Genomic DNA, 22,609 nt, shown 5'->3' with positions numbered 1-22,609 from the left:
GCCTCCAGTCTGACCGCCGCGCGGGGAGGCACAACCTCCGTTCGGGCGCGCGGGAACTGTCAAATTCCCGGGGACGATGGTCTTTGTCAGGGATCAGCCCGGGTCTAGTGCACGCTTTCCTTGACTGCGTGCACCTCGGCGACTGCCCGCAATTCGCGCACCAATTCGCGTACTGCGAGGGACTGTGCGCCCAGGTAAGTCGCGACGTACCCGATCCGCCGGGTGGGCGGGTCGGTGATCGGGGTGACCGCGACTCCCGGCGGGATGGCGGCGAGGGTCAGCTTCGGCAGGACCGCCATGCCAATCCCTTGCGCCACCATGGAAAGCACCACCCCGTCGTCGGCGACCTCCATTTTCGCCGAAGGCAGCCAATCCTGACGGGCCCACCAGGACCGGGTGTAGGAGGAACAGTTTTCCGGCCAGTCGAGCAGCGGCAGACCGCGCGGATCGGGCTGGACGGCGGGGTTCACCAGGAAATACGGCTCCCGGAACAATTCTCCGGCGACCAGCCCAACAGGCGGGGTTTCGTCCTCGCCGAGGGTGGCGATGGCGACGTCCGCGCGTCCGTCGGCGACCTCGCCCGCGGTGCCGCGGCCCAGTTCGGGGACGATCAGGACTTGCGGGTTCAGGCCGGAATGCTTGGCAGTCAAGCGTTCCAGCGCCGCGGGCAGGAGATGTGCGGCCGCGCTGCGGAAAGCGGCGATGCGCAGCGGGCCGGTGAGGGTTCCGGCTGCCGCGCCCCGGGCTTCGGCGCGGAGAACGTCGAGTTGGCGCAGGATCAGCCGGGCGTGCACGAGGGCGCGGGACCCGGCCGCGGTCGGGCGGGCACCGGTCCGGCCGCGGTTGAAGAGGATGGCGCCGACCTTGCGTTCGCAGGTCCGGACGGCGTGCGAGACCGCGGACTGGGTGAGACTCAGTTCGGCGGCCGCGGCAGTGAAGCTGCCGGTGCGCTCCACCGCGAGCAGCAGGCGCAACTCGCCCGGCGTGAGGTCGACAGCATCCATGTGACCAGCCTAGCCGCGACCATGAGCGAGATTAATGGATTGGCGCGGTCCATCGATCCGGAGGTCTGCCCGCGCGGCTTCACCGCGCCTAAATTGCTGGTCAGAGCCATTCATTAAGGAGATCCCGTGTCCCTGACCGCCGTTCGCCAGGTCCGCCGTCCCGAGGGTGCGCCCAGTGCCGCCGACTTCGAGTTCGTCACCCAGCCGCTGCCGAAGCTCGCGGACGGCCAGGCGCTGGTGGAGAACCGGTACCTGTCCGTCGATCCGTACATGCGCGAGTTCATGGAATGGGGCGGCTGGGAGCTCGGCGCGGGTCTGGAGGGGCGCACGATCGGCGAGATCGTCGAGTCGAAGGAGCCGACACTGCCGGTCGGCACGACGGTGTTCCACCGGCACGGCTGGGCGACCCACGCCGTCGTCACCACCGCCGACATCCGCACGATCACCCCGGCGGACGGCGTTCCGCTGAGCGCCTACCTCGGCGTTCTCGGCGGGACCGGGCTCACCGCGTACGTCGGCCTGACGCGGATCGCGCAGCTGCGCCCCGGCGACGACGTGTTCATTTCCGCGGCAGCCGGCGCGGTGGGGAGCGCGGCCGGGCAGATCGCCCGACTGCTCGGCGCGGGACGGATCGTCGGCAGCGCCGGATCCGCGGCGAAGGTCGAGCGGCTGACTCGCGACCTCGGTTTCGACGCCGCCTTCAACTATCACGACGGCCCAGTCACCGACCTGCTCGCGAAAGCGGCTCCGGACGGGATCGACGTGTACTTCGACAACGTCGGCGGCGATCACCTGGCCGCCGCGATCGACGTCCTGCGCGAACGAGGCCGGGTGGCCTGGTGCGGTTCAGTCGCGCAGTACAACAGCCTGCGCACACCGCCGAATGCGCCGCACAATTTATTCGACGTCGTCGGGAAAAGCCTTCGCATCGAAGGGTTTCTGGTGCGAAATCACCTGGACGCGCGCGAGGAGTTCGAGGAATTCCTGATCCCGCACGTCCGCAGCGGGCAGGTGCTCGTGAATGAGACTGTGGCAGAAGGGTTTTCCAGCATCGTGGACGCGTTCATCGGGATGCTGCGCGGAGAGAACGTCGGGAAGATGCTGGTGCGGGCCTGACCGCCCGCAAAGGACGCCAACAGCACCGGAATGCCCGATTTGCCGCCAGGTGGCCGGGTCTTGAAGTCCGTGAGGGGAACCCTGAGGGAATCAGAGTTCCTCAGGGTTCCCCTCACGGACCATAATCCGGCTTCCGTTCCCGGGTCCCGGGGGCCACTGCGGAAATACGCCGGCAGCGCGTCCACGGCACAGCCTTAAGCTACCGGCATGGGGCCTGACCGCCGGGAGGGGCCGCGAAGCCCCTCCCGGGTCAGAACCTCAATCGCGCCAACGGTTGTTGAGGAAGGCGTCGTCGTCCTCGTCGTCTTCCACCGGACGCGGGCGACGCGCCGGGCGACGCGGAGCCTCGCTTCGCGGGGCGGGCTGGTTCGGAGTCACCGCGAACGGGGACGCCGAACCGGGCTCGTTGCCGAACTCGTCCGAATCGAACGCCGAGGGCGGCTCGGTGCTCGGCCGGTCCGTGCTCCACCCGGACTTGGTCTTGCGCTTCCCCATCTCCCGCCGGTGCTGGACGTACCGTTCGGCCGCCTGCGCCTGCTTCGTCATGTACTCCTGGGACTGCGCCTTGACCTCCTCGGCCTTCTGCTCGCGCAGCGCCCGGCGGTCAGCCTGCTCGCGGACCAGCGCGTCCAGTTCTGCCTGCATCGCGGCGGTTTCGCTCATGCGTCCTCCTACCTGGTCCGGATGATCGGCGCGTCGTCGTCATCGTCGAGTGAACCAGTGATCCGGCTGGCCGGTTCGACGAGGTTGTCGAAGACCGCGCCCTCCACCCGGTACGCCGCGCGCCGCTCGGTCTCGCCGCCGCCACCGCCGCCGCCGTGTCCGCCGCCCATGCCGCCCATGCCGGGCATCCCGCTGCCGCCGGGCTGGCCCGAGCCGCCGGGGTGATCGCCCGCCGGCTGCGAGAACCCGCCGCCGGTTTGGGTGCCGACGACCGGCGTGCTGTCGACCCCGACCATGGGCCCGCCGTGCAGCGGAGCGCTCGGCGCGCCTGCGGGCACGCCCGGACCGCCGGTGTGCGAGATCTCCGGACCGGGGCCGCCTTCGATCGGGTGGCCCGGCGCCCCGCTCGGGACGCCGTGGTGCAACGGCTGGGCCGGACCGCCCGCGGGGTGTCCCGGGACGTCCGAACCCGAGGTCCCCGGACCGGCGGGGCCGCCTCCGGCCGGATGCGTCGGGTCGCCTGCCGGGTGCCCGCCGAACGGGTCCCCGGTGTGCGACATCTCCGGCCCCGGCCCGCCCTGCAACGGATGCACCGGGTGGCTGCTGCTGGGCGAGGCTCCGCCGTGCCCGTTGCCGTCGGGTCCCTTGTGCTCGCCGCCGTGGTGGCCGGGAGCGTCGTCGCGAGGCTGGCCATGAACGTCGCCCGCGTGGTGCCGTCCGGTGGTGCCGTCGGGCATTTGCGGGCCGTGGTCGACCTCGTGCACGCCCTGCCTCTTGTCGTCCTCCTCGCCGAGCGTGTAGGTCGTCGGGTTGCCCTTGCCGTCGTCGACCGTGACGACGGTGGGCCCGTTCGGCCCGTCCGGCCGCTCGGCGGTGATCTTCGTGTCGCCGTCGCGGAGGTGGATCTTGCCGTCCGCGCCGGGGTGGTGGACGTCGTCGCCGTGCTGCTGGCCGTCCCCGCCGTCGTGCGCGGACTTGTCGTCGGACCAGTCGATCTTGAAGTCCTTGGCGGGACCGGAACCCTCGCCGATCTTGATGTCCATCTTGCCGTCGTGGTCCGGCTCGGACATCTCGAAGGTCTTGTCGCCCTGCTTGACCTTCAGGACATCCCGGCCGTCGTCGTCGGGCTTGCCGTCGTGGTCTTTGTCCTCGCCGGGCTTGCCGTCGTGACCCTTGCCGTCGTCGTCGGGCTTGCCGTCGTGGTCCTTGTCCTCGCCCGGCTTGCCGTCGTGACCCTTGCCGTCGTCGTCCGGTTTGCCGTCGTGGTCCTTGTCCTCGCCGGGCTTCCCGTCGCCGGGCTTGCCGTCTTCGCCGCCGGGGCCGCCGTCGGCGGGGTCGGTCTTGATCGGCGGGCCGTCGACCGGACCGCCGCCGGGGGAACCGCCGCCGCCCTTGTCGCCGGGAGCCTTGTCACCGGGGCTCTTGTCGTCGCCAGGGCTCTTGTCGTCCGGCCCCTTGCCGTCGGGACCCTTGCCGTCGCCGCCGGTCGAACCGGGTTCGCCGCCGCCAGGCCCGCCGAGCGGACCGCCGCCGTGGCTGCCCTGCGAGTCCTTCTTCAGCGCGTCCATCGCGGCCTCGGCCTTTTGCTTGGCCTCGGCCTGGGCCTTCTGCTTGGCCTCTTGTTCGGCCCGCTGCTTGGCCTCTTCGTCGGACTGGGTGTGGTCCTGTCCGCCACTCGAACCGGAACCGCCCGGACCCGAACCGCCGGGGCCGGACCCACCGCTGGAGCCGCCGCTGGAGCCGCCGCCGGGATCGGTCTTGATCGGCGGGCCGTCCGCCGGACCGCCCCCGCCGGTCCCGCCGCCGGGACCGCCGCCCGAACCTCCGCCGAGCGGACCGCCGCCAGGCGAATCGGACGGAACGTCGAGGTCGGGGACCTTCCCGCCGCCCCCGCCGGAGCCGCTGCCGGACCCGCCGCCCGAGCCGGACCCGCCGCCGGTGCCGCCTCCCGGACCGCCGCCGATGCCACCGGGGCCGCCGCCAGTGCCACCGGGGTGGTCACCCTGCGGCGTGTCCGAACCGGACCCGCCGCCGGACCCGCCGCCGTAGCCGCCACCGGTTCCCCCACCGGTACCGCCGCCGTGCCCGTTGCCCTGGCCACCGCCGTTGCCGTTCCCGTTGCCGCCGCCGGAACCGTTGCCGTTGCCGTTGCCGCCAGGCCCCTGACCGCCACCGCCAGGACCCCCGCCACCGGGACCGCCAGAACCGCCCGAGCCGCCGGCGCCGCCGTCCTTGGCGCCCTCGAACTTGTTCTTGATCTTGCCCATCTCTTTGTCGAGAGTGTCGTAGGCCTTGTCGACGAGGTCCTTGGCGTCCTTGCAGGCCTTCTCGAAGCCCTTGTAGACGTTGTCCCACATGTCGGGGTTGAACTGGTTCATGATCCACTGCTTGGCGAGGTCCTTGCCGTGGCTCTGGATCTCGTCGTCGTCGCAGCAGCCCTGGTCGTTGAGGGTGTTGACCAGGTTGGTGTTGAAGTTGTAGTCCATCCAGCCGGCGATCTGGGCCAGGTCGTCGACGCTGCCGTGCTCGCCGTTGGCGACCGCGACGACCTTCTGCGCCATCGTGTAGTCGGCCTTGCCGACCTGGTCGCGGTACAGCGCGATGACCTGGTCGGCCTTCCCCTTGCACAGGTCGAACAGCGTCTTCGTGGTGGCCAGCGTCGCTTCACTGGCGTGGTTGAGTTCGTCGCCGAGCTTCGCGGCCTTCTTCTGGATGCTCTCGTTGTACTTGTCCGACGCCGCGTCGGCGCCGGCTCCGGTCCAGGTCCCGAACAGGGTGCCCAGTTCGGTGCCGGTTTCGGTCAGCGTCGACTTCACGGTTTCCGAGCCGTGCTTGAAGTGCATGGCGTCGTTGACGAAACCCTCGAAGCTGATCCCGCGCTGTTCGTCGAACGGACCGCGGATGTCCTTGTCGAGGTCGAGCTTGCGCGTGTTCCCCTTGCAGTCGTCGGGGATCTTCTCGAGCAGCCCGCCGAAGGTCTCGAACACCCGCAACGCGGCCGCCGCCGGGTCGAAGAGTTCATCGGACGTCTTCGTGCCGGTCGCCGCGGCGTCCTTGCCCTCGCCGGGGGCAGGCGGCTTCTTCTTGCCGAGGTCGTCCTTGCCCTGGTCGACCGCTTTTTTCTTCTCGTCCTGGTTGTAGCTGTTCTGCTGGCCCTTCTGCCGGGCCTCTTCGTAGACCTGCTCGAGCGGCGGAGCGCCGCCCGGCGCCGCGAACGGATTCTTCGGGATGGGGATGAACGTCCGGCCGTACGACTTGATGTACTTCGCGACGTCCTGGCCCTCATCGCCCTGGGGATTCGGGTGCTCGTGCACCCACGCCCGGAGCAGGCCGTCCTTCAGCTCCGGCGGCACCGCCGAGTTGTCGAGCAGCTTCTTGACATCCGGCCACGTCTTCGGCTTGTTTTCGTCCGCCATCAGAGGATCCCGTCGACGCCGTTGCCGGTCTTGTTGATGTTGCCGACCTGGTCGTCCTCGTTCTTGCCGTAGGCGGACCCGGCGGTCTTGATGTTCGTGCCGAACGATTCGAGCGCCTTGCTGTAGCCGGAGAGCGCGCCCCACAGCTGTTTGGTTCCCTCGAGGTACTTATCGGCGTGCGCCTGGTGCACCCGGCCGAACTTCTCCTTGGTCAGCTCGGAGTGTTCGAGGTCCGGATTGTCGTCAAGCAGCTTCTCCGCCAGGTCGCCGATGTTCGTCGACGCCTTCGACAACGCTTGGGTTGTCGCGGTGTACCCGCCCCCACCGCTCATTTCAGTGCTTCTCCTCAGCTCGGCAAGCTGTCAGGGCCTCCGCGAGCACTTCCGCCACGGATTCCACGTCGGTGAACCGATCGAGCTCGTCCAGATCGATCGATACGTCGTAGTAGATCTCCAGCGCCGCGAGAAGCCGGATCCGGCCCTTCGAGTCGATGCCGAGCTCCTCCAGCGGAGCGTCGGGCACGACGAGGGCCGGGTCGAGCCGGAAGGTGTCGCTGACGACCTTCGTGACCTCGGCGCAGTGATCACCCACGCACGCCACCGTAACGCGCTTTGGCGGCGGACCGGGCGACCTTCCCGCTGGAAGTGCGCGGAAGTCCGCCAGAAGGGACCAGGTGTACCGCACGGAGAGTGAGATCGTGCTCTCTCGAGACCGCTCGCAGCACCGCCCGGGTCACGTCTTTGACCTCGGCTTCCGCGCCGCGAGCCCATTCCGCGACCACCATCGCGCCCTCGCCCTGTTCGTCCGCGACGCCGAACGCGGCGACCCGGTCGCGGCGGATCGCCGGATGCGCCTCGCCCGCCGCCGCCTCGAGGTCCTGCGGGTGGAAGTTGCGGCCGTCGACGACGATCAGGTCCTTGAGCCTGCCCGTGACGTAAAGGTCGCCGCGGTGGACGACGCCAAGGTCGCCGGTGCGCAGCCAGCCGTCGAGCCCGTCGAGGACGCCGCTGAACGCCTCCGCGTCGCCGCGGCCCCAGTAGCCGGACGCGACGTTCGGGCCGTGCACCCAGATCTCGCCGACCTCGTCCTCGGGCTGCTCGTGTCCGTCGTGGACGATCCGGACGAGCTGCCCCACCGGCCGTCCCACCGACATGACCGGCTGGCCGTCCGGCGTTTCGACGGCCCGTCCCTGGGCCAGGGCTTCCCGGTCGAGCACCGCGCCGCGCGGCCCTTCGTCTCCCGCGCTCGCGACGTACACCGTGGCCTCGGCCAGCCCGTACGACGGACGGTGCGCTTCGGGACGGAACCCGCGCGGGCCGAAGACCTCGTGGAACCGCTCGACCGTGCGCGGCCGGACGGGCTCGGCGCCGTTGAGCGCGACCCGGACGTCCGAAAGATCGAGGTCGTCCTCCGCGCCGACGTCAGCCGCCAGGTCGTAGGCGAAATTCGGAGCCGCGGTGAAGACGGCCGGGTAATCCGAGAGCTGGCGCAGCCACCGTTGCGGCCGGTGCACGAACTCCGCCGGGGACATGAACACCGACCGGCCGCCGACGTAAACGGGCAGGCACAACAGCTGGATCAGGCCCATGTCGTGGAAGAACGGGATCCAGCCGGCGCAGGTCGTCTGCTCGTCCGAGGCGTAGGCCTGGCTGGCCTGCCAGCACGCCGCGACGATCGCCCGGTGCGGGATCACCGCGCCCGCCGGTTCGCGCGTCGACCCCGACGTGTACTGCAGGTAGGCGGGGCTTTCCGGGTCCACGCGGACCGGGTCGGCACCAGGTCCGGACAGCTCGTCCACCACCACGAGGTCGCCGGGATCGCTGAACTCGCGCACCTTCGCCGCGACGGCCGACGACGTCGCCCACACTCGCGCGCCGGAGTCGGCGAGGACGCCGGCGAGCCGGTCCGCCTGCGCGCGGTTGCCGGGCAGCATCAGCGGAACGGCGACCATCCCGGCGGCGAGAGCGCCGAAAAACGCCAGCGGATAAGCGAGTTCCTGCCCGGCGAGGATCGCGACGCGCTCGCCCGGTTCCGCGACCCGGCGCAGTTCCCCGGCCACGACCCGGACTTTCGCGGCGAACTCCGCCCACGTCAGCGTGTGCTCGACGCCGCGAGTGTGCTCTTGGTGGGTGAACAGCGGCCGTTCGTCGTCCTCGCGGGCGAACAGCCGGTCCACGATCGAGACGCGCATGACCTCGTCAGGCACGCTCGCAGACGTCCGGGACACGCAGCGCAACCTACTCGAACTCGGGACCGGCCCGCGAGGCCGGTCGCGGAGAAGTCCGTGAGGGGAACCCTGAGGGAATCAGATTCCCTCAGGGTTCCCCTCACGGACTTTCGCGGCTCGGGATTCCAAATAGCGCTTCTCCGCGATACTCGCCGTCGCCTTGGCCGCGAGCCGGTAGTTCTCGTACGCGCCAGGCAAATCCCCGGCCTTCTCCAGCAGATGCGCCCGCACCGACAGCAACCGGTGATGCCGCGCCATCCGCTCGTCACCGTCTAATGTGGACAGCAGAGCGAGCCCGGCAAGCGGCCCCTCGGTTTCGGCGAGCGCGATCGCGCGGTTCAACGTGACGACCGGGTTGGGCGCGATCCGTTCCAGGATCAGGTAAAGCGCGTGCACCTGCCGCCAGTTGGTCTCCTCCGCCGTCTCCGCGTCGGCGTGCGTCGCGGCGATGGCTGCCTGCAGTTGATACGGGCCGAGCTCCGAACCGGCCAGTGACGCTTTCGCCAGCTCAGTGCCCTCGTCGAGCATGGCGCGATCCCAGGTCGAGCGGTCCTGATCGGCCAGCGGGACCAGGTCTCCGGACGGCGTCGTGCGGGCCGTGCGGCGAGCATGGGTCAGCAGCATCAACGCGAGCAGACCGGTCACTTCGCTGTCGTCCGGCAGCCGCGCATGCACCATCCTGGCCAGGCGAATCGCCTCGTGCGCCAGGTCGGCGCGATGCAGATCGCTGCCGGACGACGCGGTGTAGCCCTCGTTGAAAATCAGGTACAGCACCTGCAGCACGACATTCAGCCGCTCCGGGCTTTCCGTGCCCGGGAACGAACTGCCCGCCGCCTTGATCCGCTGCTTGGCACGGCTGATCCGGGCAGCCATCGTGCCCTCCGGGACCAAAAACGCGCGGGCGATCTCGGCCGTGGTCAGCCCGCCGACCGCGCGCAGGGTCAACGCGGTCTGCGACGCCGGGGTCAGCGTCGGATGGCAGCACAGGAACAGCAGGAGCAGCGTGTCGTCGGTGTCCGGCACCTCGGGCGCGGCCTCGACGGCGTTCGCCAGCTCCCGCTCGCGGCGCGCCTGGTCGCTGCGCAGCTGGTCGACGTAGCGCCGGGACGCGACCGTCGACAGCCAGCCACGCGGATTGTTCGGCACGCCTTCGACCGGCCATTGCTGCGAAGCGGCGAGGACAGCCTCCTGCACGGCGTCCTCGCACCCCTCGAACTGGCCGTACCGGCGCACCAACACGCCGAGAACCTGCGGCACGAGTTCGCGCAGCAGGTCCTCGACGGCGGGAGGATTCACGCTTCCAACTGTCCTTCCGAGAACATCACCTGGCGCACCTCGACCCCCAGGCCCTCGATCGCGGCGTCCGGCACCTGCGCGGCCAGCTCGATCGCGCGTTCCTTGCTCTCGACGTCGATCATGTAGTAGCCGCCGAGGAACTCCTTGGACTCGAGGAACGGCCCGTCGGTCACCACCGGCTGCCCGTTCCGGACCGACACCACCGCGGCCTGCGACGGATCGGCGAGCGCCTGTGCGGCGATCAGCTCGCCGGACTTCTTCGTCGACTCCATGAACGCGGTGACGCCGTTGCCGAGGGCTTCCTTCTCCTCGTCGGTGAGCGCGTCGAGAACGGACTGGTTGATGTGCAGGCTGATCAGGAACTTCATCGTCTTGCTCCTCGTGGTTTCGGGGTCTTACGGGGAGTGGTCGGAGGCGCGGGCGGGTTCTGGACATGCACTTTATGTGACGCGCGTCACTCATGATTCGGGCGCAGTATGAACAGCATGGAGACCGACGTCTGGGCCGCGCTGGCGAGTCCGTTCGTGGAAGGCGCGTACGCGACCGTCAAGGGCCGAGTTCGCACGTACGTCCTGCATCAGCAGCTCTTGGCGCACCTGCCTCCGCCGCCGGCCACGGTGCTCGACGTCGGCGGCGGGGCCGGGCATCAGTCGTTCCCGTTGGCGCGCCTGGGTTACGACGTCGTCCTGCTGGATTCGTCCGACGCGATGCTGGCGAAGGCGCGGGAGCGGCTCGCTTCGGAACCAGCCGAGGTTCGCGAGCGCGTCCGGCTGGTGCGCAGCCGCGGCGAGGACGCCGTCGGGGCGGTCGGCGGCCAGAAGTTCGACGCGGTGCTGTGCCACGGCGTGCTGATGTACGTGGACGATCCCGTGCCGATGATCGACGCGCTGTGCGCCTGCGCGGCACCGGGCGGGATCGTCTCGGTGATGGCCCTCAACGCCGAGACGCTGGCCGTCCTCCCAGCCTTGGAAGGACGGTGGAGCGACGCGCTGACGGCATTCGACGCACGCGGCGAGCGGGGCGTCCTCGGCGTGGACACACGCGCCGACACCGTGGCGGGGCTGTCGCAGCTCCTCGTCGGGCAGGGAGCTGAACCGCTTGCCTGGTACGGAGTTTGGCTGTTCGCCGACTGGATGAACCTGGATCCCGAGGAAAGCCGGATCGCCGAGATCGCGGAGGTGGAGCTGGAGGCGGCGCGACGAGATCCGTACCGGCGGATGAGCCGGGTGTTCCATCTCGTCGCGCGCGCCTGAACTGTCCTATTCGGACGCTTCCCAGAACTCCGTGAGGATTCGCGCGCCCTGGACCGGATCCTGCGTCATCCACCAGTGCCCGAGACCCTCCAGCACCGCGACCTTCGCGCCGGCCCGCTCGGCCGCGCGGCGGCGCTGCTCGTCCGTCCCGACGAAGTGGTCCTCGGTCGCCAGCACGACGAGCCCCGGCCGCTCCGCCGCGCGTTCGAGATTCCGCCCGAATTCCGCGATCGCCGGCTGCGCCGCGGACCGGTAGAGCGGGAGCACCGCGCGGGCCATGTCGTCGTTCATCCCCTCGGCGACCTTGGCGGCCACCGACTCGTGCATCCCGCCGCCGACCAGGCGTTCCGCCCGCTTGTCCGCCGGCGCACCGAACATCGCCGCGACAGCTTCCTCGCCGACGCCCGGTTTCTGCCACCCCTGCGCGAGGTCGTGCCAGACGTAATCCGGGTCGAACGCGCCCGCCGTGTCGCTGACCCAGCTGCGCACCAGCTCCGGGCGGGCCATGACGGCGTTGAGCACGTGCGCGCCGCCCCAGTCGTGGCCGACGAGGTCGACCGGTTCGGGGAATTTCTCCAGCTCAGCGATCAGCCAGTCGCGGTATTCGACGGCCGTCGCACCGAATCCTTCTGGCCACGGCGTGCCGAATCCGGGCGGGGACAGGCACCCGACCGGCCGGTCGCCCAGCTCGGCGAGCAGGCGCTCCCACACCGCGGCGGTTTCCGGGTTGCCGTGGACGAAAACTGCGGTCATCGGACTTCCTCCCTCTCGTCGCTCCCACTCTACGCATACTTGCTTGTCAACTGGCAAGTATGTTGTAGAGTTTCTTCCCATGACCACGCGCCGCACTCAACAGGAACGCCGCGACCAGGCGTCGGCCGCTTTGCTCGAAGCCGCCGCCGAACTGGTCGTCGAGGAAGGCGTGCGCGCCGTGACCTTGGCCCGGGTCGGCGAACGCGCCGGGTACAGCCGCGGCCTGGTCACGCACCACTTCGGCGGTAAGCAGGCGTTGCTGGAACAACTCGCCCGCACCACGCAGACCGGCTTCGTCCCCGGCCTGGACTCACTGCCGCCCGGCCTGGACCGACTGCTGCGGCTCATCGACGGCTACCTCGCCCAGCTCAGCGAACCGGACGTGCTCAGCCGCGCTTTCCTGGTGCTGTGGGCGGAATCGATGACCGCGCCGGAGCTGGCCCCGATCTTTCGCGAACGCGACCAGGCCTTCCGCGACGACCTGCGCCACGAGATCTCCGCAGGCATCGCCGAGGGCACCATCCGCGCCGACGCGAACCCGGAGCAACTCGCCGTGGCCATCGTCGGACAGCTCCGCGGCATCGCACTGCAGTGCCTGCTCGATCCGGCCGCGGTGGAGCCCGCCGAACTGTGCCGCTGCGCCGCCGAAGTGTGGAAACGCGCACTGTCCTAGAGCGGTGCCAATTCCGCACCCGCGGTGTAGGTGGCGTTGAAGGCAAGGAACAACATCGCCCCCGGACCAACTCACGACGATCGTCGGAACGCGATAACGACCGTCCCGCAAGAGAAGCAGACCCGGTCCCGCCCCGCCGCCCATCAGACGGCGAGGCGGAACTCCCCCTCGAACGGAACTCCCCTCAAAGCACCGCTTCCCTCAAGTGGTCGCCCCTTCAGCGGCGCGGTCCCTCTCAGACATCCGTCCCCTCAAACGGATGCGCCTCGAACGCCGCCCCTCACGACCACCCTCCGGCACTGCCCCTCTCAGCTGGCTGCTCCCCTCAGGACACGCTCCCCTCAAAGCGCACGCTCCCCACGAACGCTCCCCACAACGCTGCCCATGAAACCGCCGCTGCCCTCGAGTACTGCCCCAACACAGTTGCCCCTCCAGCACCGCCCCGGGCAGTCCGGCTTCATCGAGCGGCACGACCCCTCAGACGTGCCGCCCGCGAAAACCGCGTCCCGCAAAGACCTCAGACCGCGAACGCCGCGGCCTTCCGCGCGATCACCGCGTTCTTCCGCGCCCGCACCGCTCGGTTGGCCCCGGGCAGCCACTGCACCACGAGCACTGCCAGCAGGCTCAGTACGGCAACCGCGTCGAAGGCGTTCAGGAGCGCCGGGTTCAGGTCGATCAGGTCGCGCAGGCCAAGCCCGATGCCGAAGACCGCGAACACCGTCAGCACCACTCGCGCCCAGTTGTGCGCGGCGAGGACCAGCACGGCCGACACCAGGGTTACCAGGCCGATGACCAGCCAGATCGCCGCGCGGCCGTTGAACGACGACATGGCGATCCCGGTCAGGTCGTCGGCGCTCAGCAGGCCGCTCGAGGCCAGTTCTCGGCCTTCGGCCTGCAGGTATTCCTGCACGGCGGGGCGGATCAACCCCTCGCCTTGCACCAGCACCATCGCACCCCACAGCAGCCCGCTGAGCGCGCCGACCAATCCCAGCCCCCCGCCGATGGTCAGGGTGCGAGAACGTCGCGCGCCGGTGGAACTGTACGAACTCACTTCTGTCGAACTCCTTGGATCAGCAATCGAATCAAGCGTCACGGAGTTTCCCGCCGACTGCTTGCGCCGTCCACTGGTTCGCCGATAAAATCTGCAGATTTTTTGAACTGGCCGCGAGATCAGGAAGGCCGGGTTAGGCTCTCCGGCGTCCGCGATGAGAATGAGAAGGCGAGTCCTGCCCGATGTCCGCACCCAGCCCGTTCCGGTCGCCGTCGTTCAACGTCCTCAGCAGGCTCCTGCGCTCGTCACCTGCCCTGCTCGACACGACGTTCGACCAGTTGCGCACGCTGATCACGGTCGCGGAGACCGGAACCGCCCTCGCCGCCGCCCGCACGCTCGGCCGCGACCAGTCCAGTGTGCAAAAACAACTCGACACTCTCAACCGCAATTTCTCCGAATTGTGCGGAGAACCATTGTTGCACCGCCAAGGACGCGGCCGTGACGTTCTTTTTACCGACACCGGACGCGCCGTCGCCCACCAGGCTCGCCGCACTCTTACCGAATGGCTGGACACCATTCACGAATGCCGCCGCGAACTCGGCGGAACGCTCACCGTCGGCGCGACTCGCTACACCCTCGGCAGCCTGGCCCACGCCGGCGATCTCGTGGCCGAGCAGTTCCGCGCCCGCGACATCGAACTGAACGTGGTGCACGTGCGCACCAAGGACCTGATCGACCGCCTGCTGGCCAAGGACGTGGACCTGGTGTGCGGCAGCGTCGTCACGACCAACGCGCTCGACTCCGTCGACGTGCTCGAATGGCGGCGCAGCGGTCTCGGCATCCTGTCCAATATGGACACTCCGAAGTCCGGCGAGTCCGTGCGCACCAGTGAATTGCCGACGCTCCCGCTCGTCGTGCCCAGCGGCGGCGTGATCAACGACTTTATGCGCGGCTGGTTCGGCTCCGACTACCGCAACCGGCTCGACATCGTAGCCGAGATCGACTCCGCGCAATACGGATTCGAACTGCTCCGTTCGGGTCTCATCCGCGGCTGCATGCTCGTCACCCAAGGACTCGGCGAAGCCGCGGGCGAAAACCGCCTGCACGCCGCCTCCGGATTGCGCACAATCAGCCTCGTCGACGACATCGAGCCGAAACTCGAACTTCTCGTCGGCGTGTTCGCCCGGCGCGGCGAACGCTCCTCGTACCCGGACAGCCATCCGCTCAACCTGCTGTGGAACGCGCTGCAACAGGCGGGCGAAGCCTCCTGGCTCGAAGTCGACCGCTGACCCGGCATTCGAGCCAGGATCAGCAGCCAGCCGAGACCGGCGCTGAACCAGGCAGAACGAAAGCGGCCTCGGCGCCGAACCGGGACCAGCGACCAGCCGGGACGACCAACTCGCCGGGAATCGGCGCCAAACCAGGACCAACGCCGAGCTTGGCTCAACAACGCACCGGGAACAGCACCGAACCAGGCCCAGCGACCCACCTGGCCCAGCGAACAGCCAAGGATCGGCGCCAAACCGGGATCGGCCCCCGAACCTGGCTCAGCGGCGAACCGGGACCAGCACCGCATCGGCCGCAACGCCGAGCCGGGGCCAACCCCTCCACGATCAGCCGCTCGAGCCGGGGCCAGCCCCGCGCCACGATCAGCCACCGGACCAACCGAAGAACCCCTCAGCCGACCTCCTCGATCTCCACCCGGTCCGGATAGAACGCGACGTGCCCCTTGATCGGAGCCACCGCGTCGTACGGGGCCTCGTAAACCCACACCGCGTTCTCGCCGTCCGGCACTGCGGCCAGGCTGTAGTACGAAGCGTCGCCCTTGTACGGGCAGTGCGTCTTGTGTGCGGTGGGCGACAGCATCGCCAAGTCGACATCCTCCAGCGGGATGTACTGCACCGGCGGGTAGCTGGCTTCCCGCAGCACCTGCGCGCGGGTGGTGTCGGCGATGGTCTTCTCGCCTGCCTTGACCACCACCCGCGCGGGGTTGGGCTCAACGGTGATCGGGTGGTCCGGCCCCGGGATCAGCTTGTCGGGCATCGTTCTCCTCCTCCGCGCAACGGAAGCGGTGCGCACTCCCAACACTAGGCCGGACCACCGACAAAATCAGACGTCGGCGAGGTCAGACCCCGGCGACCTGCGAGATCCAGCTGCGGTACCGCGTGATGTTGGTGTACGCGGTGCTGCTCTGCCGGTCGCTGGTCGACGCGACGCCGACCTGTCGTCCGGACGCGAACATCGGGCCGCCCGAGTCGCCGCCTGCGGTGATGCCGTCGCCGTACGTCGCGCACACCGCGACGCCGCCTTCGTAGTCACTGCACGAAGGCGTCGTCACCCGCACGTTGGCCACCTTCAGGTACCGCGACTGGCAGTTGATCTCCGAACCGCATCGGCTCGTCGCGCCCCAGCCGTACACCTGCACGGTCTGCCCGGCGCGGACGTCGGTCGACGTGCCGAGCGGCGAGTACGTCGCGTTCACCGAGCTCGACAGCCGCACGATGGCCAGGTCGGCGGCACCGGGGTAGCGCGTGATCGCGGCGCCGGTGGCCGTCGTGCCGCCGCTGCTCTGGTCGAGGCTGCCGATGCGGAAGGTGTACGTCCCGCTGGAGGCGACGCAGTGCTTCGCGGTGAGGATGTACTGCGGGGCGATGATCGTGGCCGTGCAGTTCTGCTGCCCGTTCACGAACAGCCGCGCCGCCCACGGGGCGTTGGACGCGTAGCCGCCGCCGATGATCGCCGGGCCAGGACTCGGGGAAGCGACAGCGGCGCCGGCCTGACCGGCGAATCCGGCTAGGCCAAGCGCGGTAGCGAGCACGAGGAAACAGGTGCGCAAACGCATGGTCTCTCGTTTCTGCGGCTTCGTCGCCGCGGGTTCCGGTGGGGACGGGAACCTCGATCATCTTCCGCCGCGCCCAGGAACCAGAACCGGCGAAAGTAGCCGGGGACCACCTGTTCTTCTGCCGCCACCGCCGCTACGGACAGTTCCGCGTACTGTTTCTCAGACCCGCGTCCGGCGCAGCCAGTACAGCCCGATCACCGGAAGCACCAGCGGGATGAACAGATACCCCTGCCCGTACACCGACCACACCGTGGCGTCCGGGAACGCCTGCCGGTCGAAAATGCTCAGGGTCCCGACCGTCAGCACGCCCAGCAGCTCGACCGTGCACGCGGCCAGCGCGATCCGCCACCACGTCCGGCCGCCGCGGGCGAGTGCGATCGTGGCCAGGATGTAGACCAGCGCGGCGAAGGCCGACAGCACGTACGCCAGCGGCGCCTCGTGGAATTTCGTGCCGATCTGGACGCCCGCTCGCGACGTCGCGGCGAGCGCGAAGATGGCGTACACCGCGACCAGGATCCGGCCGGGGCCGGTGGCCGTCTTACGCGCTTGCTCCACTCCACACCTCGTTCAGTCGCAGCACCATCACCGGAATGGCCAGGCAGGCGATGCCGAGCACGACCGTGCTCGACCGGCTCTGCTCGGCGAGCGCCCACGCCGCGCCGACCGGCAGCACGACGAGGCAGCCGATCAGGTAGGCGAGGTAGGTCGCGAGACTGCCCGGACGGTGGCCGCCGACCAGCAGCACGATCCCGATCACGAGCTGGGCGACCAGCAGCACCTCGATCACGCCGAGCGCGACGAGCAGCGGGGTGTCCGGCAGCTTCTTGCGCGCCGCCTGGACGAAACTCCACAGCGCGACGAGCGCCGCGCATCCAGCGACCGCTATCGCGAACCCGACGATCACCCGTTCCTCCTTTTGCCCGCCGGGGTCAACGTACCCGCCCGGCTGACCGCCCCGGACGGGCGAGGGGCCGACGGCGTGGCCGGGGCCACGTTCACCGGAACGGGTTCCTGGCATTCCGTCAATTCCCGAATGCCACGGAAATCCCGCTCGACCGGGCGACGGGGAATCACGCACGGTTCGCCGGTGCCGGTTTTATCCGCGCCCCGCTCGGGTCGGCCGAACGCTGAATTGGCGGATTGGCGCGGCGGCGAAGCTGTGCGGGAATAGTTTCCGTCGCCGGAGCACCGGAGAAGCGCACACGCGGAAAGGTCGACTTTATGAACGTCCGGCACGAGGCATTCTGCCTCGCCGATCCGTGGTTCTTCGACCGCCGACGGGAAATGTCCGCCGACGACCTGGCCGCCGTCCCGCCGAGTCCATTGTGGACGATAGAGGAAAGCGAACACTGGCGCTACCTCCGCCCTCCCGGAGCCGCATTGCCCGAACAGGGCTGGGCCGTGGAGATTTCCGCCGCTCCCGGCAACGCCGAGCGAGTACTGGACCGCGTCCGCGAGTACTGCCGGACCCGCGGGCTGCACCACCGGCACCTGCGTTCCCGGTCGATTTTCCTCGATCAGAATGCCGAATATCCGACGACCGGCGGAACCGGCGCGATCGCGACTATTTATCCGCCGGACAATAACGCGCTGGACCGGATCCTCGACGATCTTTCCGAACTCCTCACCGGCGAGCCGGGACCGGATATCGACGGCGCGCTCCGTTGCGGAGAATGCCCGATTCACGTGCATTACGGCGGATTCACCGAACTGTGGACCGAGTACGGCGGCGCCCGCGTGCCCGCCCTGCGCAGGCCGAGCAGCGCGCTCGAACCGGAGCACCAGGGTCCGGACTTCGCCGTGCCCGGCTGGGTCCGGATTCCCGACTGCGTCGCGGAGTACACCGAAGCTCCGGAGCCGCCGCACCCCGTCGTCGAAGTGCTCCGCCACGCCCACGGAACCGCCGTCTACCTGGCCGAACGCGGCAGCGAGCAGGTACTCGTCGAGGAAGCCTGGCCCTACACGGGCTTGGACGGCAACGGCGTCGACGCGGTCGCCCGGCTGGAGCGCAAGCACGACCTCTTCGAGCGGCTCGCCGGAATCCCCGGCATCCCGAAAACCCACGCGTACCTCGCCGGGCAGCGCCACTACCTGGTGCGGGAGTACCGGCCCGGCGTGGCGCTGGACGCCTGGCTCACCCGGCATTACCCGCTCACCCGCCGCGACTGCCCGGAAAGCGACCTGGCCGCCTACCGCAAACAGGCGCTGTCCGTGCTGGCGCAAGTCGACCGCATCGTCGGCGAAGCCGCCGAACGCGGCGTCGTACTCGAAAACCCGCACAACATCCTGGTCGACAGCACCGGCACGGTGTCGCTGACCGGCTTCGACCGCGACGAAACGCCCCTGCGGCTGCGCCTTTTCCTGCCGCTGGCCCCGCTCTATCACCTGGTGCCCGAACGCCTCCGCTGGGCCGCTGAGCTCACCGAACGCCGGTTCTCGCTGCCCGCCGGATACGCCGACGGCATCGCGCCGCACTCCGAGCCCGCGCACACCGAACTCGACGAGCCGCGTCCAGATTGGACCTTGGTGCGCAAGCAGATCTCCGAAGCACTGCTCGCGTGCGCGACCCCGAACCGGCTGGATCGCCTGTTCCCCGGCGACATCGAGCAGTTCCGCGTCGGCGGCGCGACCTTCGGCACCGGCGCGGCGGGCGTCCTGCACTCGCTGCACGTCGCGGGCGTCGGCCGCTTCCCCGAACACGAGCAGTGGCTCCTCGACGCGGTCGAGGGAGAACAGCCCAGCCGCGCGGGTTTCTACGACGGCAGCCACGGAATCGCTTACGTGCTCGAAGAATTCGGCTATCGGAAGGCCGCCGTCCATCTGCTCGCCGCCTCGCGCGCGCTGGTGGACCAGACCGTCGGCCACGACCTGGCGAGCGGGCTGGCCGGCATCGGCCTGACCCGGCTGCACTTCGCCGCGACCCGCGGGGACAACGAATTCGGCAGGCAGGCGCTGAACATCGGCATCCGGCTGGCCGAGGCGCTGGACACCGCGGAACCTCCGGGCGCGACGGCGCAAGCCGGTCTCTTGTACGGCTGGTCCGGCCCGGCGCTGCTGTTCCTGCGGCTCTACGAGCGCACCGGCGAACCCGCTTGGCTGTCGTTCGCCGACCAGGCGCTCGAACGCGATCTGGAAGAATGCGTCCCCGCGCTCGACGGCTCGCTGCCGGTCCGCGACGGCAACCGAGGTTCGCGACGCGGCGCGGGAATCGGCAGCGCCGGCATCCTGATCGTCACCGAACAGCTGGCGCGGTACCGCCTCGACGCGAAGGCCGCGCGCAGCCTGCCCGCGCTGCGCGTCGCGTGCCGCGGGGAATTCGCGCTCCATCCCGGCCTGCTGAACGGCCGCTGCGGGCTCGCCGCCGGACTGGCGTTCAGCAGCACCCCGGACCGGCGCACCCAGGACGCGATCGACCGGCACCTGACGCGGCTTTCGTGGTACGCGGTCCCGTTCCGCGGCGGTCTTGCCTTCCCGGGCACTCGCCTGCTACGACTGTCCGCCGACGTCGCCACCGGCGGCGCCGGAGTCCTGCGCACCCTCTCCGCGCTTCAGGACGGCACCGAACTGCTCCCGTTCCTCGGGCCGACCCCGCGGATCGCGCATTAGTCCACAGTGGACATTGACTGTCGACAAGTCGCCTAGTCGGCAGTTCCACCACGCGGAACCCTGACTGAGTGTCCGGACACTTTTTGAATCACTCATTCAGCCCAGCCCGTTGGTCCGAAATCCGCAGCCGGGGCCAGGGCCTCGAAAAACGCCGGGGGAACTCGGCACTACCGTCGGTAACCGCCGTCAAGACGGCGTTCGGCTGCTCGTTCAGCGGAACCACGAGGCCCCCGTTCGTGATAGAAACCGGGGCTGTTCCGTTCGGTGGGCCTACGAAGGGTATATCCGAGATTTCCGTGACGAGGACCACTCGCACCCACTGGCGTGTCCGCTTCCCCGGCCGTGTCCGCACTCTCGCCGAGGGTGACCCAGGAGTTCGTGAATCATCGTGGAGAACAAGGACGATCCCGGCAAGGCGTACGACAAGTCGATCCGGAAGAGGCTGACCCGGACGGTCCTGATCCCGAGCATCACCCTGCTCGTGCTGTGGGCGGTGCTGGCGACGGCCTTCTTCATCAACGGCTTGTACGTACGACTCGTCGCGGGCTCGGTGCGTGACGTTTCGATCCCCGCGCTGACGGCGCTGTCGTCGCTGCAGCAAGAACGTCAGTTCGCCCTGCAGTACCTCGACAGCCCCAGCTCCGGCCCGCAGCAGCTGCAGCAACAGGAGCAGGACAGCGACGGCAAGCTGAAGGGCCTGCAGGAAGCGTTCGCCGCCACCATTTCCAGCGCGCCGGACGAGATCGCCAGCAAGGTCACCGCGCTGAAGGCGCAGCTCGACCAGCTGCCGGTGCTGCGCTCGCAGGTCACCTTCCGCAGCATCAACCGCTCTCAAGTCAACGCCTATTACAACGGCGTCCTCGACTCCGCGGCGACGCTGTTCGACACGCAGGCGCGCATCGTCCCCGACGCGACCGCGGTGCAGGGCGCGATCTCGGCGACCTCGCTCTTCCGGGCGGGCGACCTGATGTCGCGCGAGACGTCGCTGGTGTCGGCGGCGTTCTCCGGCAGCAACTTCGCGCCGGACGACTTCGTCCAGTTCTCCCAGCTGGTCGGCTACTACCGCACGCAGCTGGCGCAGATCTCGCCGTTCCTCGAACCGGCGGTGCGCCGGCATTACCAGCAGCTGTCCACAAGCGACGCGTGGAAACGGCTCAACGCGGCCGAGGACTCGCTGATCAAGCACGGTCCGTGGAACAGCAGCGACCAGAACACCGTGCCGGTCTCGGCGGGCGATTGGCACGCGCTGACCGCGCAGGTCGCGCAAGGTCTGAACCAGCTCACCATCGAGCAGGCGGACCAGGTTTCCGCCGCCGCGATCGACTCCGGAAACGCGCAGCTGCGCAACGCCATCATCGGCAGCATCGTGGCCCTGCTCGCCTCGCTGGCCGCGATCATCGTCGCGGTGCGGGTGTCGCGTTCGCTCGTCGACCGCACCCTGATGACGCGCCTGGAGCGGCTGCGCAACGACTCGCTCGACCTCGCGCGCAACCGCCTGCCGAACATCGTCGGCAGGCTCAAGAGCGGCGACCCGGTGGACATCGAGGCGGAGCTGCCGAAGCTGGACCACGGCCGGGACGAGATCGGCCAGGTGGCCGAAGCGTTCAACACCGCGCAGCTCACCGCGGTCAACGCGGCGGCGAGCGAGGCGAAAGCGCGCAGCGGTGTGCACAACGTGTTCCTCGGCATCGCGCACCGCAACCAGGTCCTGGTGCACCGGCAGCTGCAGATCTTGGACGAAATGGAAAGCCGCGAAGAGAACTCGACCCAGCTGGCGTCGCTGTTCCAGCTCGACCACCTCGCCGCCCGCGCCCGGCGGACCACCGAGAACCTGATCATCCTCGGCGGCAAGCAGCCAGGACGGCGCTGGCGCAAACCGGTTTCGCTGATGGAGGTGCTGCGCGCGGCCGTCTCGGAAACCGAGCAGTACTCCCGGGTGCAGGTCGAGCAGGTGCCCGACGTCGCCATCGTCGGCACCGCGGTCGCGGACACCATTCACCTCGTCGCCGAACTGGTCGACAACGCGACGTCGTTCTCCCCGCCCGGTTCGCAGGTCGAGGTGACCAGCCGGATGGTCGCGCGCGGCGTCGTGGTCGACGTGTCCGACCAGGGGCTGGGCATGAAGGAAGGCGTGCGCGAGTGGGCCAACGCGATGATGGCCGACGCGCCCGAATTCGACGCGATGGCCCTGCGCGCGGACTCCAGCCTCGGCCTGTTCGTGGTCGCGCGGCTGGCTTCCCGGCTCGGCATCACGGTCACCTTCGACCCGTCGCGCTACGGCGGCACCCGGGCGACCGTGCTGATCCCGTCGAACCACCTGGCCGACGCGAACGCACCCGAACCCGCCGACGAGACCCCGGCGCTCGCTCAGGTCGGCGCGCCGGCGCTGGAAAGCGCGCACCGGCCGACCCCGGAGACGCCGCAGCCGTCGCCGTCGCCGCGCCCGTACCCGGCTCGCCCGCTGCCCACGCCTGCCCCGCGGCCTTCGCCGGAGCCGTATCCCCCGTCCGCGGGCCAGATCCCGGACGTCCCGGCCGCGCCGCGCGCGTCCGCCGAGCCGGACCTCAGCGGGCTGCGGGGCGACGACCGGCCCCGGCTCCCGCGCAGGCAGCCGCAGCAGAACCTCGTCGCCCAGCTGCACGACGACCCGGACGCCGCGGCCGAAGCGGACGTCACCAATGCCGGCGAGACCACCGCGCGGACGCTGATGGCGTTCCACAAGGGCACCCGCCGGGCGCGAGGCGGGCAAAATGACTCATAACGACCGAA

20 protein-coding genes are annotated in these 22,609 nt (G+C 69.4%); 6 read left to right on the top strand and 14 right to left on the bottom strand.

The window, feature by feature from the left end:
• Positions 1 to 104 precede the first annotated feature (104 nt).
• Entirely contained in the window at positions 105 to 1,004 is a 900-nt protein-coding gene (locus ACFORO_RS23770; protein ID WP_377868782.1) for a LysR family transcriptional regulator, read from the bottom strand.
• 126 nt (positions 1,005 to 1,130) lie between these two features.
• Here ACFORO_RS23770 and ACFORO_RS23765 point away from each other — a divergent pair, with 126 nt between their 5' ends.
• Positions 1,131 to 2,120, top strand: coding sequence for an NADP-dependent oxidoreductase (locus ACFORO_RS23765; RefSeq protein ID WP_377868781.1), 990 nt, complete (start codon positions 1,131 to 1,133; stop codon positions 2,118 to 2,120).
• A 258-nt stretch (positions 2,121 to 2,378) separates the two neighbouring features.
• Here the strand turns inward: ACFORO_RS23765 and ACFORO_RS23760 are convergent, their stop codons facing one another.
• The 7 genes from ACFORO_RS23760 to ACFORO_RS23730 all read right to left on the bottom strand — a co-directional run bounded on the left by ACFORO_RS23760 (position 2,379) and on the right by ACFORO_RS23730 (position 10,090).
• On the bottom strand, positions 2,379 to 2,783 hold the full coding sequence (locus ACFORO_RS23760) for a hypothetical protein (protein WP_354738868.1): 405 nt from the start codon (positions 2,781 to 2,783) through the stop codon (positions 2,379 to 2,381).
• An 8-nt stretch (positions 2,784 to 2,791) separates the two neighbouring features.
• Complete coding sequence (locus ACFORO_RS23755; RefSeq protein WP_377896628.1) at positions 2,792 to 6,199, bottom strand: hypothetical protein; 3,408 nt, start codon at positions 6,197 to 6,199, stop codon at positions 2,792 to 2,794.
• The gene (locus ACFORO_RS23750) at positions 6,199 to 6,531 is read right to left on the bottom strand and encodes a hypothetical protein (protein ID WP_377868779.1); all 333 of its coding nucleotides are present in this window, start codon (positions 6,529 to 6,531) and stop codon (positions 6,199 to 6,201) included. Before ACFORO_RS23750 ends, ACFORO_RS23755 begins: the two co-directional genes overlap by 1 nt.
• A gap of 1 nt (position 6,532) precedes the next feature.
• On the bottom strand, positions 6,533 to 6,790 hold the full coding sequence (locus ACFORO_RS23745) for an acyl carrier protein (RefSeq protein WP_067584101.1): 258 nt from the start codon (positions 6,788 to 6,790) through the stop codon (positions 6,533 to 6,535).
• On the bottom strand, positions 6,783 to 8,390 hold the full coding sequence (locus tag ACFORO_RS23740) for a fatty acyl-AMP ligase (RefSeq protein WP_377868790.1): 1,608 nt from the start codon (positions 8,388 to 8,390) through the stop codon (positions 6,783 to 6,785). Before ACFORO_RS23740 ends, ACFORO_RS23745 begins: the two co-directional genes overlap by 8 nt.
• A gap of 114 nt (positions 8,391 to 8,504) precedes the next feature.
• Positions 8,505 to 9,722, bottom strand: a complete 1,218-nt coding sequence (locus ACFORO_RS23735; RefSeq protein WP_377868778.1) for an RNA polymerase sigma factor — start codon at positions 9,720 to 9,722, stop codon at positions 8,505 to 8,507.
• Positions 9,719 to 10,090 carry a YciI family protein gene (locus tag ACFORO_RS23730; RefSeq protein ID WP_377868777.1) on the bottom strand — a complete coding sequence of 124 codons (372 nt, stop codon included), beginning with the start codon at positions 10,088 to 10,090 and terminating at the stop codon, positions 9,719 to 9,721. Before ACFORO_RS23730 ends, ACFORO_RS23735 begins: the two co-directional genes overlap by 4 nt.
• Positions 10,091 to 10,207: 117 nt before the next feature.
• On the opposite strand from ACFORO_RS23730, the gene ACFORO_RS23725 reads away from it, so the two are divergent.
• Positions 10,208 to 10,975 carry a methyltransferase gene (locus tag ACFORO_RS23725; protein WP_377868776.1) on the top strand — a complete coding sequence of 256 codons (768 nt, stop codon included), beginning with the start codon at positions 10,208 to 10,210 and terminating at the stop codon, positions 10,973 to 10,975.
• Between the two features lie 6 nt (positions 10,976 to 10,981).
• Here the strand turns inward: ACFORO_RS23725 and ACFORO_RS23720 are convergent, their stop codons facing one another.
• The gene (locus ACFORO_RS23720) at positions 10,982 to 11,728 is read right to left on the bottom strand and encodes an alpha/beta fold hydrolase (RefSeq protein ID WP_377868775.1); all 747 of its coding nucleotides are present in this window, start codon (positions 11,726 to 11,728) and stop codon (positions 10,982 to 10,984) included.
• A 79-nt stretch (positions 11,729 to 11,807) separates the two neighbouring features.
• Between ACFORO_RS23720 and ACFORO_RS23715 the strand changes: the two genes are divergently transcribed.
• Complete coding sequence (locus ACFORO_RS23715) at positions 11,808 to 12,401, top strand: TetR/AcrR family transcriptional regulator (RefSeq protein ID WP_354738881.1); 594 nt, start codon at positions 11,808 to 11,810, stop codon at positions 12,399 to 12,401.
• Between the two features lie 517 nt (positions 12,402 to 12,918).
• Here the strand turns inward: ACFORO_RS23715 and ACFORO_RS23710 are convergent.
• Complete coding sequence (locus tag ACFORO_RS23710; RefSeq protein ID WP_377868774.1) at positions 12,919 to 13,452, bottom strand: hypothetical protein; 534 nt, start codon at positions 13,450 to 13,452, stop codon at positions 12,919 to 12,921.
• Between the two features lie 182 nt (positions 13,453 to 13,634).
• Between ACFORO_RS23710 and ACFORO_RS23705 the strand changes: the two genes are divergently transcribed.
• On the top strand, positions 13,635 to 14,681 hold the full coding sequence (locus ACFORO_RS23705; protein ID WP_377868773.1) for a LysR family transcriptional regulator: 1,047 nt from the start codon (positions 13,635 to 13,637) through the stop codon (positions 14,679 to 14,681).
• Positions 14,682 to 15,069: 388 nt separating this feature from the next.
• Here ACFORO_RS23705 and ACFORO_RS23700 read toward each other — a convergent pair whose 3' ends face one another.
• The 4 genes from ACFORO_RS23700 to ACFORO_RS23685 form a co-directional block, all read right to left on the bottom strand.
• A complete protein-coding gene (locus tag ACFORO_RS23700) occupies positions 15,070 to 15,435 on the bottom strand; it encodes a DUF427 domain-containing protein (RefSeq protein ID WP_377868772.1) in 366 nt (121 codons plus the stop codon).
• A gap of 82 nt (positions 15,436 to 15,517) precedes the next feature.
• Entirely contained in the window at positions 15,518 to 16,234 is a 717-nt protein-coding gene (locus tag ACFORO_RS23695; protein WP_354738889.1) for a S1 family peptidase, read from the bottom strand.
• 159 nt (positions 16,235 to 16,393) lie between these two features.
• Positions 16,394 to 16,750: a hypothetical protein gene (locus ACFORO_RS23690; protein WP_354739050.1), complete on the bottom strand. Its 357-nt coding sequence runs from the start codon at positions 16,748 to 16,750 to the stop codon at positions 16,394 to 16,396.
• A 22-nt stretch (positions 16,751 to 16,772) separates the two neighbouring features.
• Positions 16,773 to 17,138: a hypothetical protein gene (locus tag ACFORO_RS23685; protein WP_354738891.1), complete on the bottom strand. Its 366-nt coding sequence runs from the start codon at positions 17,136 to 17,138 to the stop codon at positions 16,773 to 16,775.
• Positions 17,139 to 17,455: 317 nt separating this feature from the next.
• On the opposite strand from ACFORO_RS23685, the gene ACFORO_RS23680 reads away from it, so the two are divergent.
• Positions 17,456 to 19,840, top strand: coding sequence for a class III lanthionine synthetase LanKC N-terminal domain-containing protein (locus ACFORO_RS23680; RefSeq protein ID WP_377868771.1), 2,385 nt, complete (start codon positions 17,456 to 17,458; stop codon positions 19,838 to 19,840).
• Positions 19,841 to 20,228: 388 nt separating this feature from the next.
• On the top strand, positions 20,229 to 22,601 hold the full coding sequence (locus tag ACFORO_RS23675; RefSeq protein ID WP_377868770.1) for a sensor histidine kinase: 2,373 nt from the start codon (positions 20,229 to 20,231) through the stop codon (positions 22,599 to 22,601).
• Positions 22,602 to 22,609: the final 8 nt, after the last annotated feature.

The sequence above is a fragment of the Amycolatopsis halotolerans genome (genome assembly GCF_042647905.1).
In the GTDB taxonomy this organism is placed as follows: domain Bacteria; phylum Actinomycetota; class Actinomycetes; order Mycobacteriales; family Pseudonocardiaceae; genus Amycolatopsis; species Amycolatopsis halotolerans.
The sequence above is the reverse complement of the archived record's forward strand: the minus strand, read 5'-3'. Positions and strand labels throughout refer to the sequence as shown.

Coding starts and splice junctions, on each gene's coding strand:
- ACFORO_RS23770 (WP_377868782.1), bottom strand. CDS start 1,004: ATGGATGCTGTCGACCTCACGCCGGGCGAGTTGCGCCTGCTGCTCGCG.
- ACFORO_RS23760 (WP_354738868.1), bottom strand. CDS start 2,783: ATGAGCGAAACCGCCGCGATGCAGGCAGAACTGGACGCGCTGGTCCGC.
- ACFORO_RS23755 (WP_377896628.1), bottom strand. CDS start 6,199: ATGGCGGACGAAAACAAGCCGAAGACGTGGCCGGATGTCAAGAAGCTG.
- ACFORO_RS23750 (WP_377868779.1), bottom strand. CDS start 6,531: ATGAGCGGTGGGGGCGGGTACACCGCGACAACCCAAGCGTTGTCGAAG.
- ACFORO_RS23740 (WP_377868790.1), bottom strand. CDS start 8,390: ATGCGCGTCTCGATCGTGGACCGGCTGTTCGCCCGCGAGGACGACGAA.
- ACFORO_RS23730 (WP_377868777.1), bottom strand. CDS start 10,090: ATGAAGTTCCTGATCAGCCTGCACATCAACCAGTCCGTTCTCGACGCG.
- ACFORO_RS23725 (WP_377868776.1), top strand. CDS start 10,208: ATGGAGACCGACGTCTGGGCCGCGCTGGCGAGTCCGTTCGTGGAAGGC.
- ACFORO_RS23720 (WP_377868775.1), bottom strand. CDS start 11,728: ATGACCGCAGTTTTCGTCCACGGCAACCCGGAAACCGCCGCGGTGTGG.
- ACFORO_RS23715 (WP_354738881.1), top strand. CDS start 11,808: ATGACCACGCGCCGCACTCAACAGGAACGCCGCGACCAGGCGTCGGCC.
- ACFORO_RS23705 (WP_377868773.1), top strand. CDS start 13,635: ATGTCCGCACCCAGCCCGTTCCGGTCGCCGTCGTTCAACGTCCTCAGC.
- ACFORO_RS23700 (WP_377868772.1), bottom strand. CDS start 15,435: ATGCCCGACAAGCTGATCCCGGGGCCGGACCACCCGATCACCGTTGAG.
- ACFORO_RS23695 (WP_354738889.1), bottom strand. CDS start 16,234: ATGCGTTTGCGCACCTGTTTCCTCGTGCTCGCTACCGCGCTTGGCCTA.
- ACFORO_RS23680 (WP_377868771.1), top strand. CDS start 17,456: ATGAACGTCCGGCACGAGGCATTCTGCCTCGCCGATCCGTGGTTCTTC.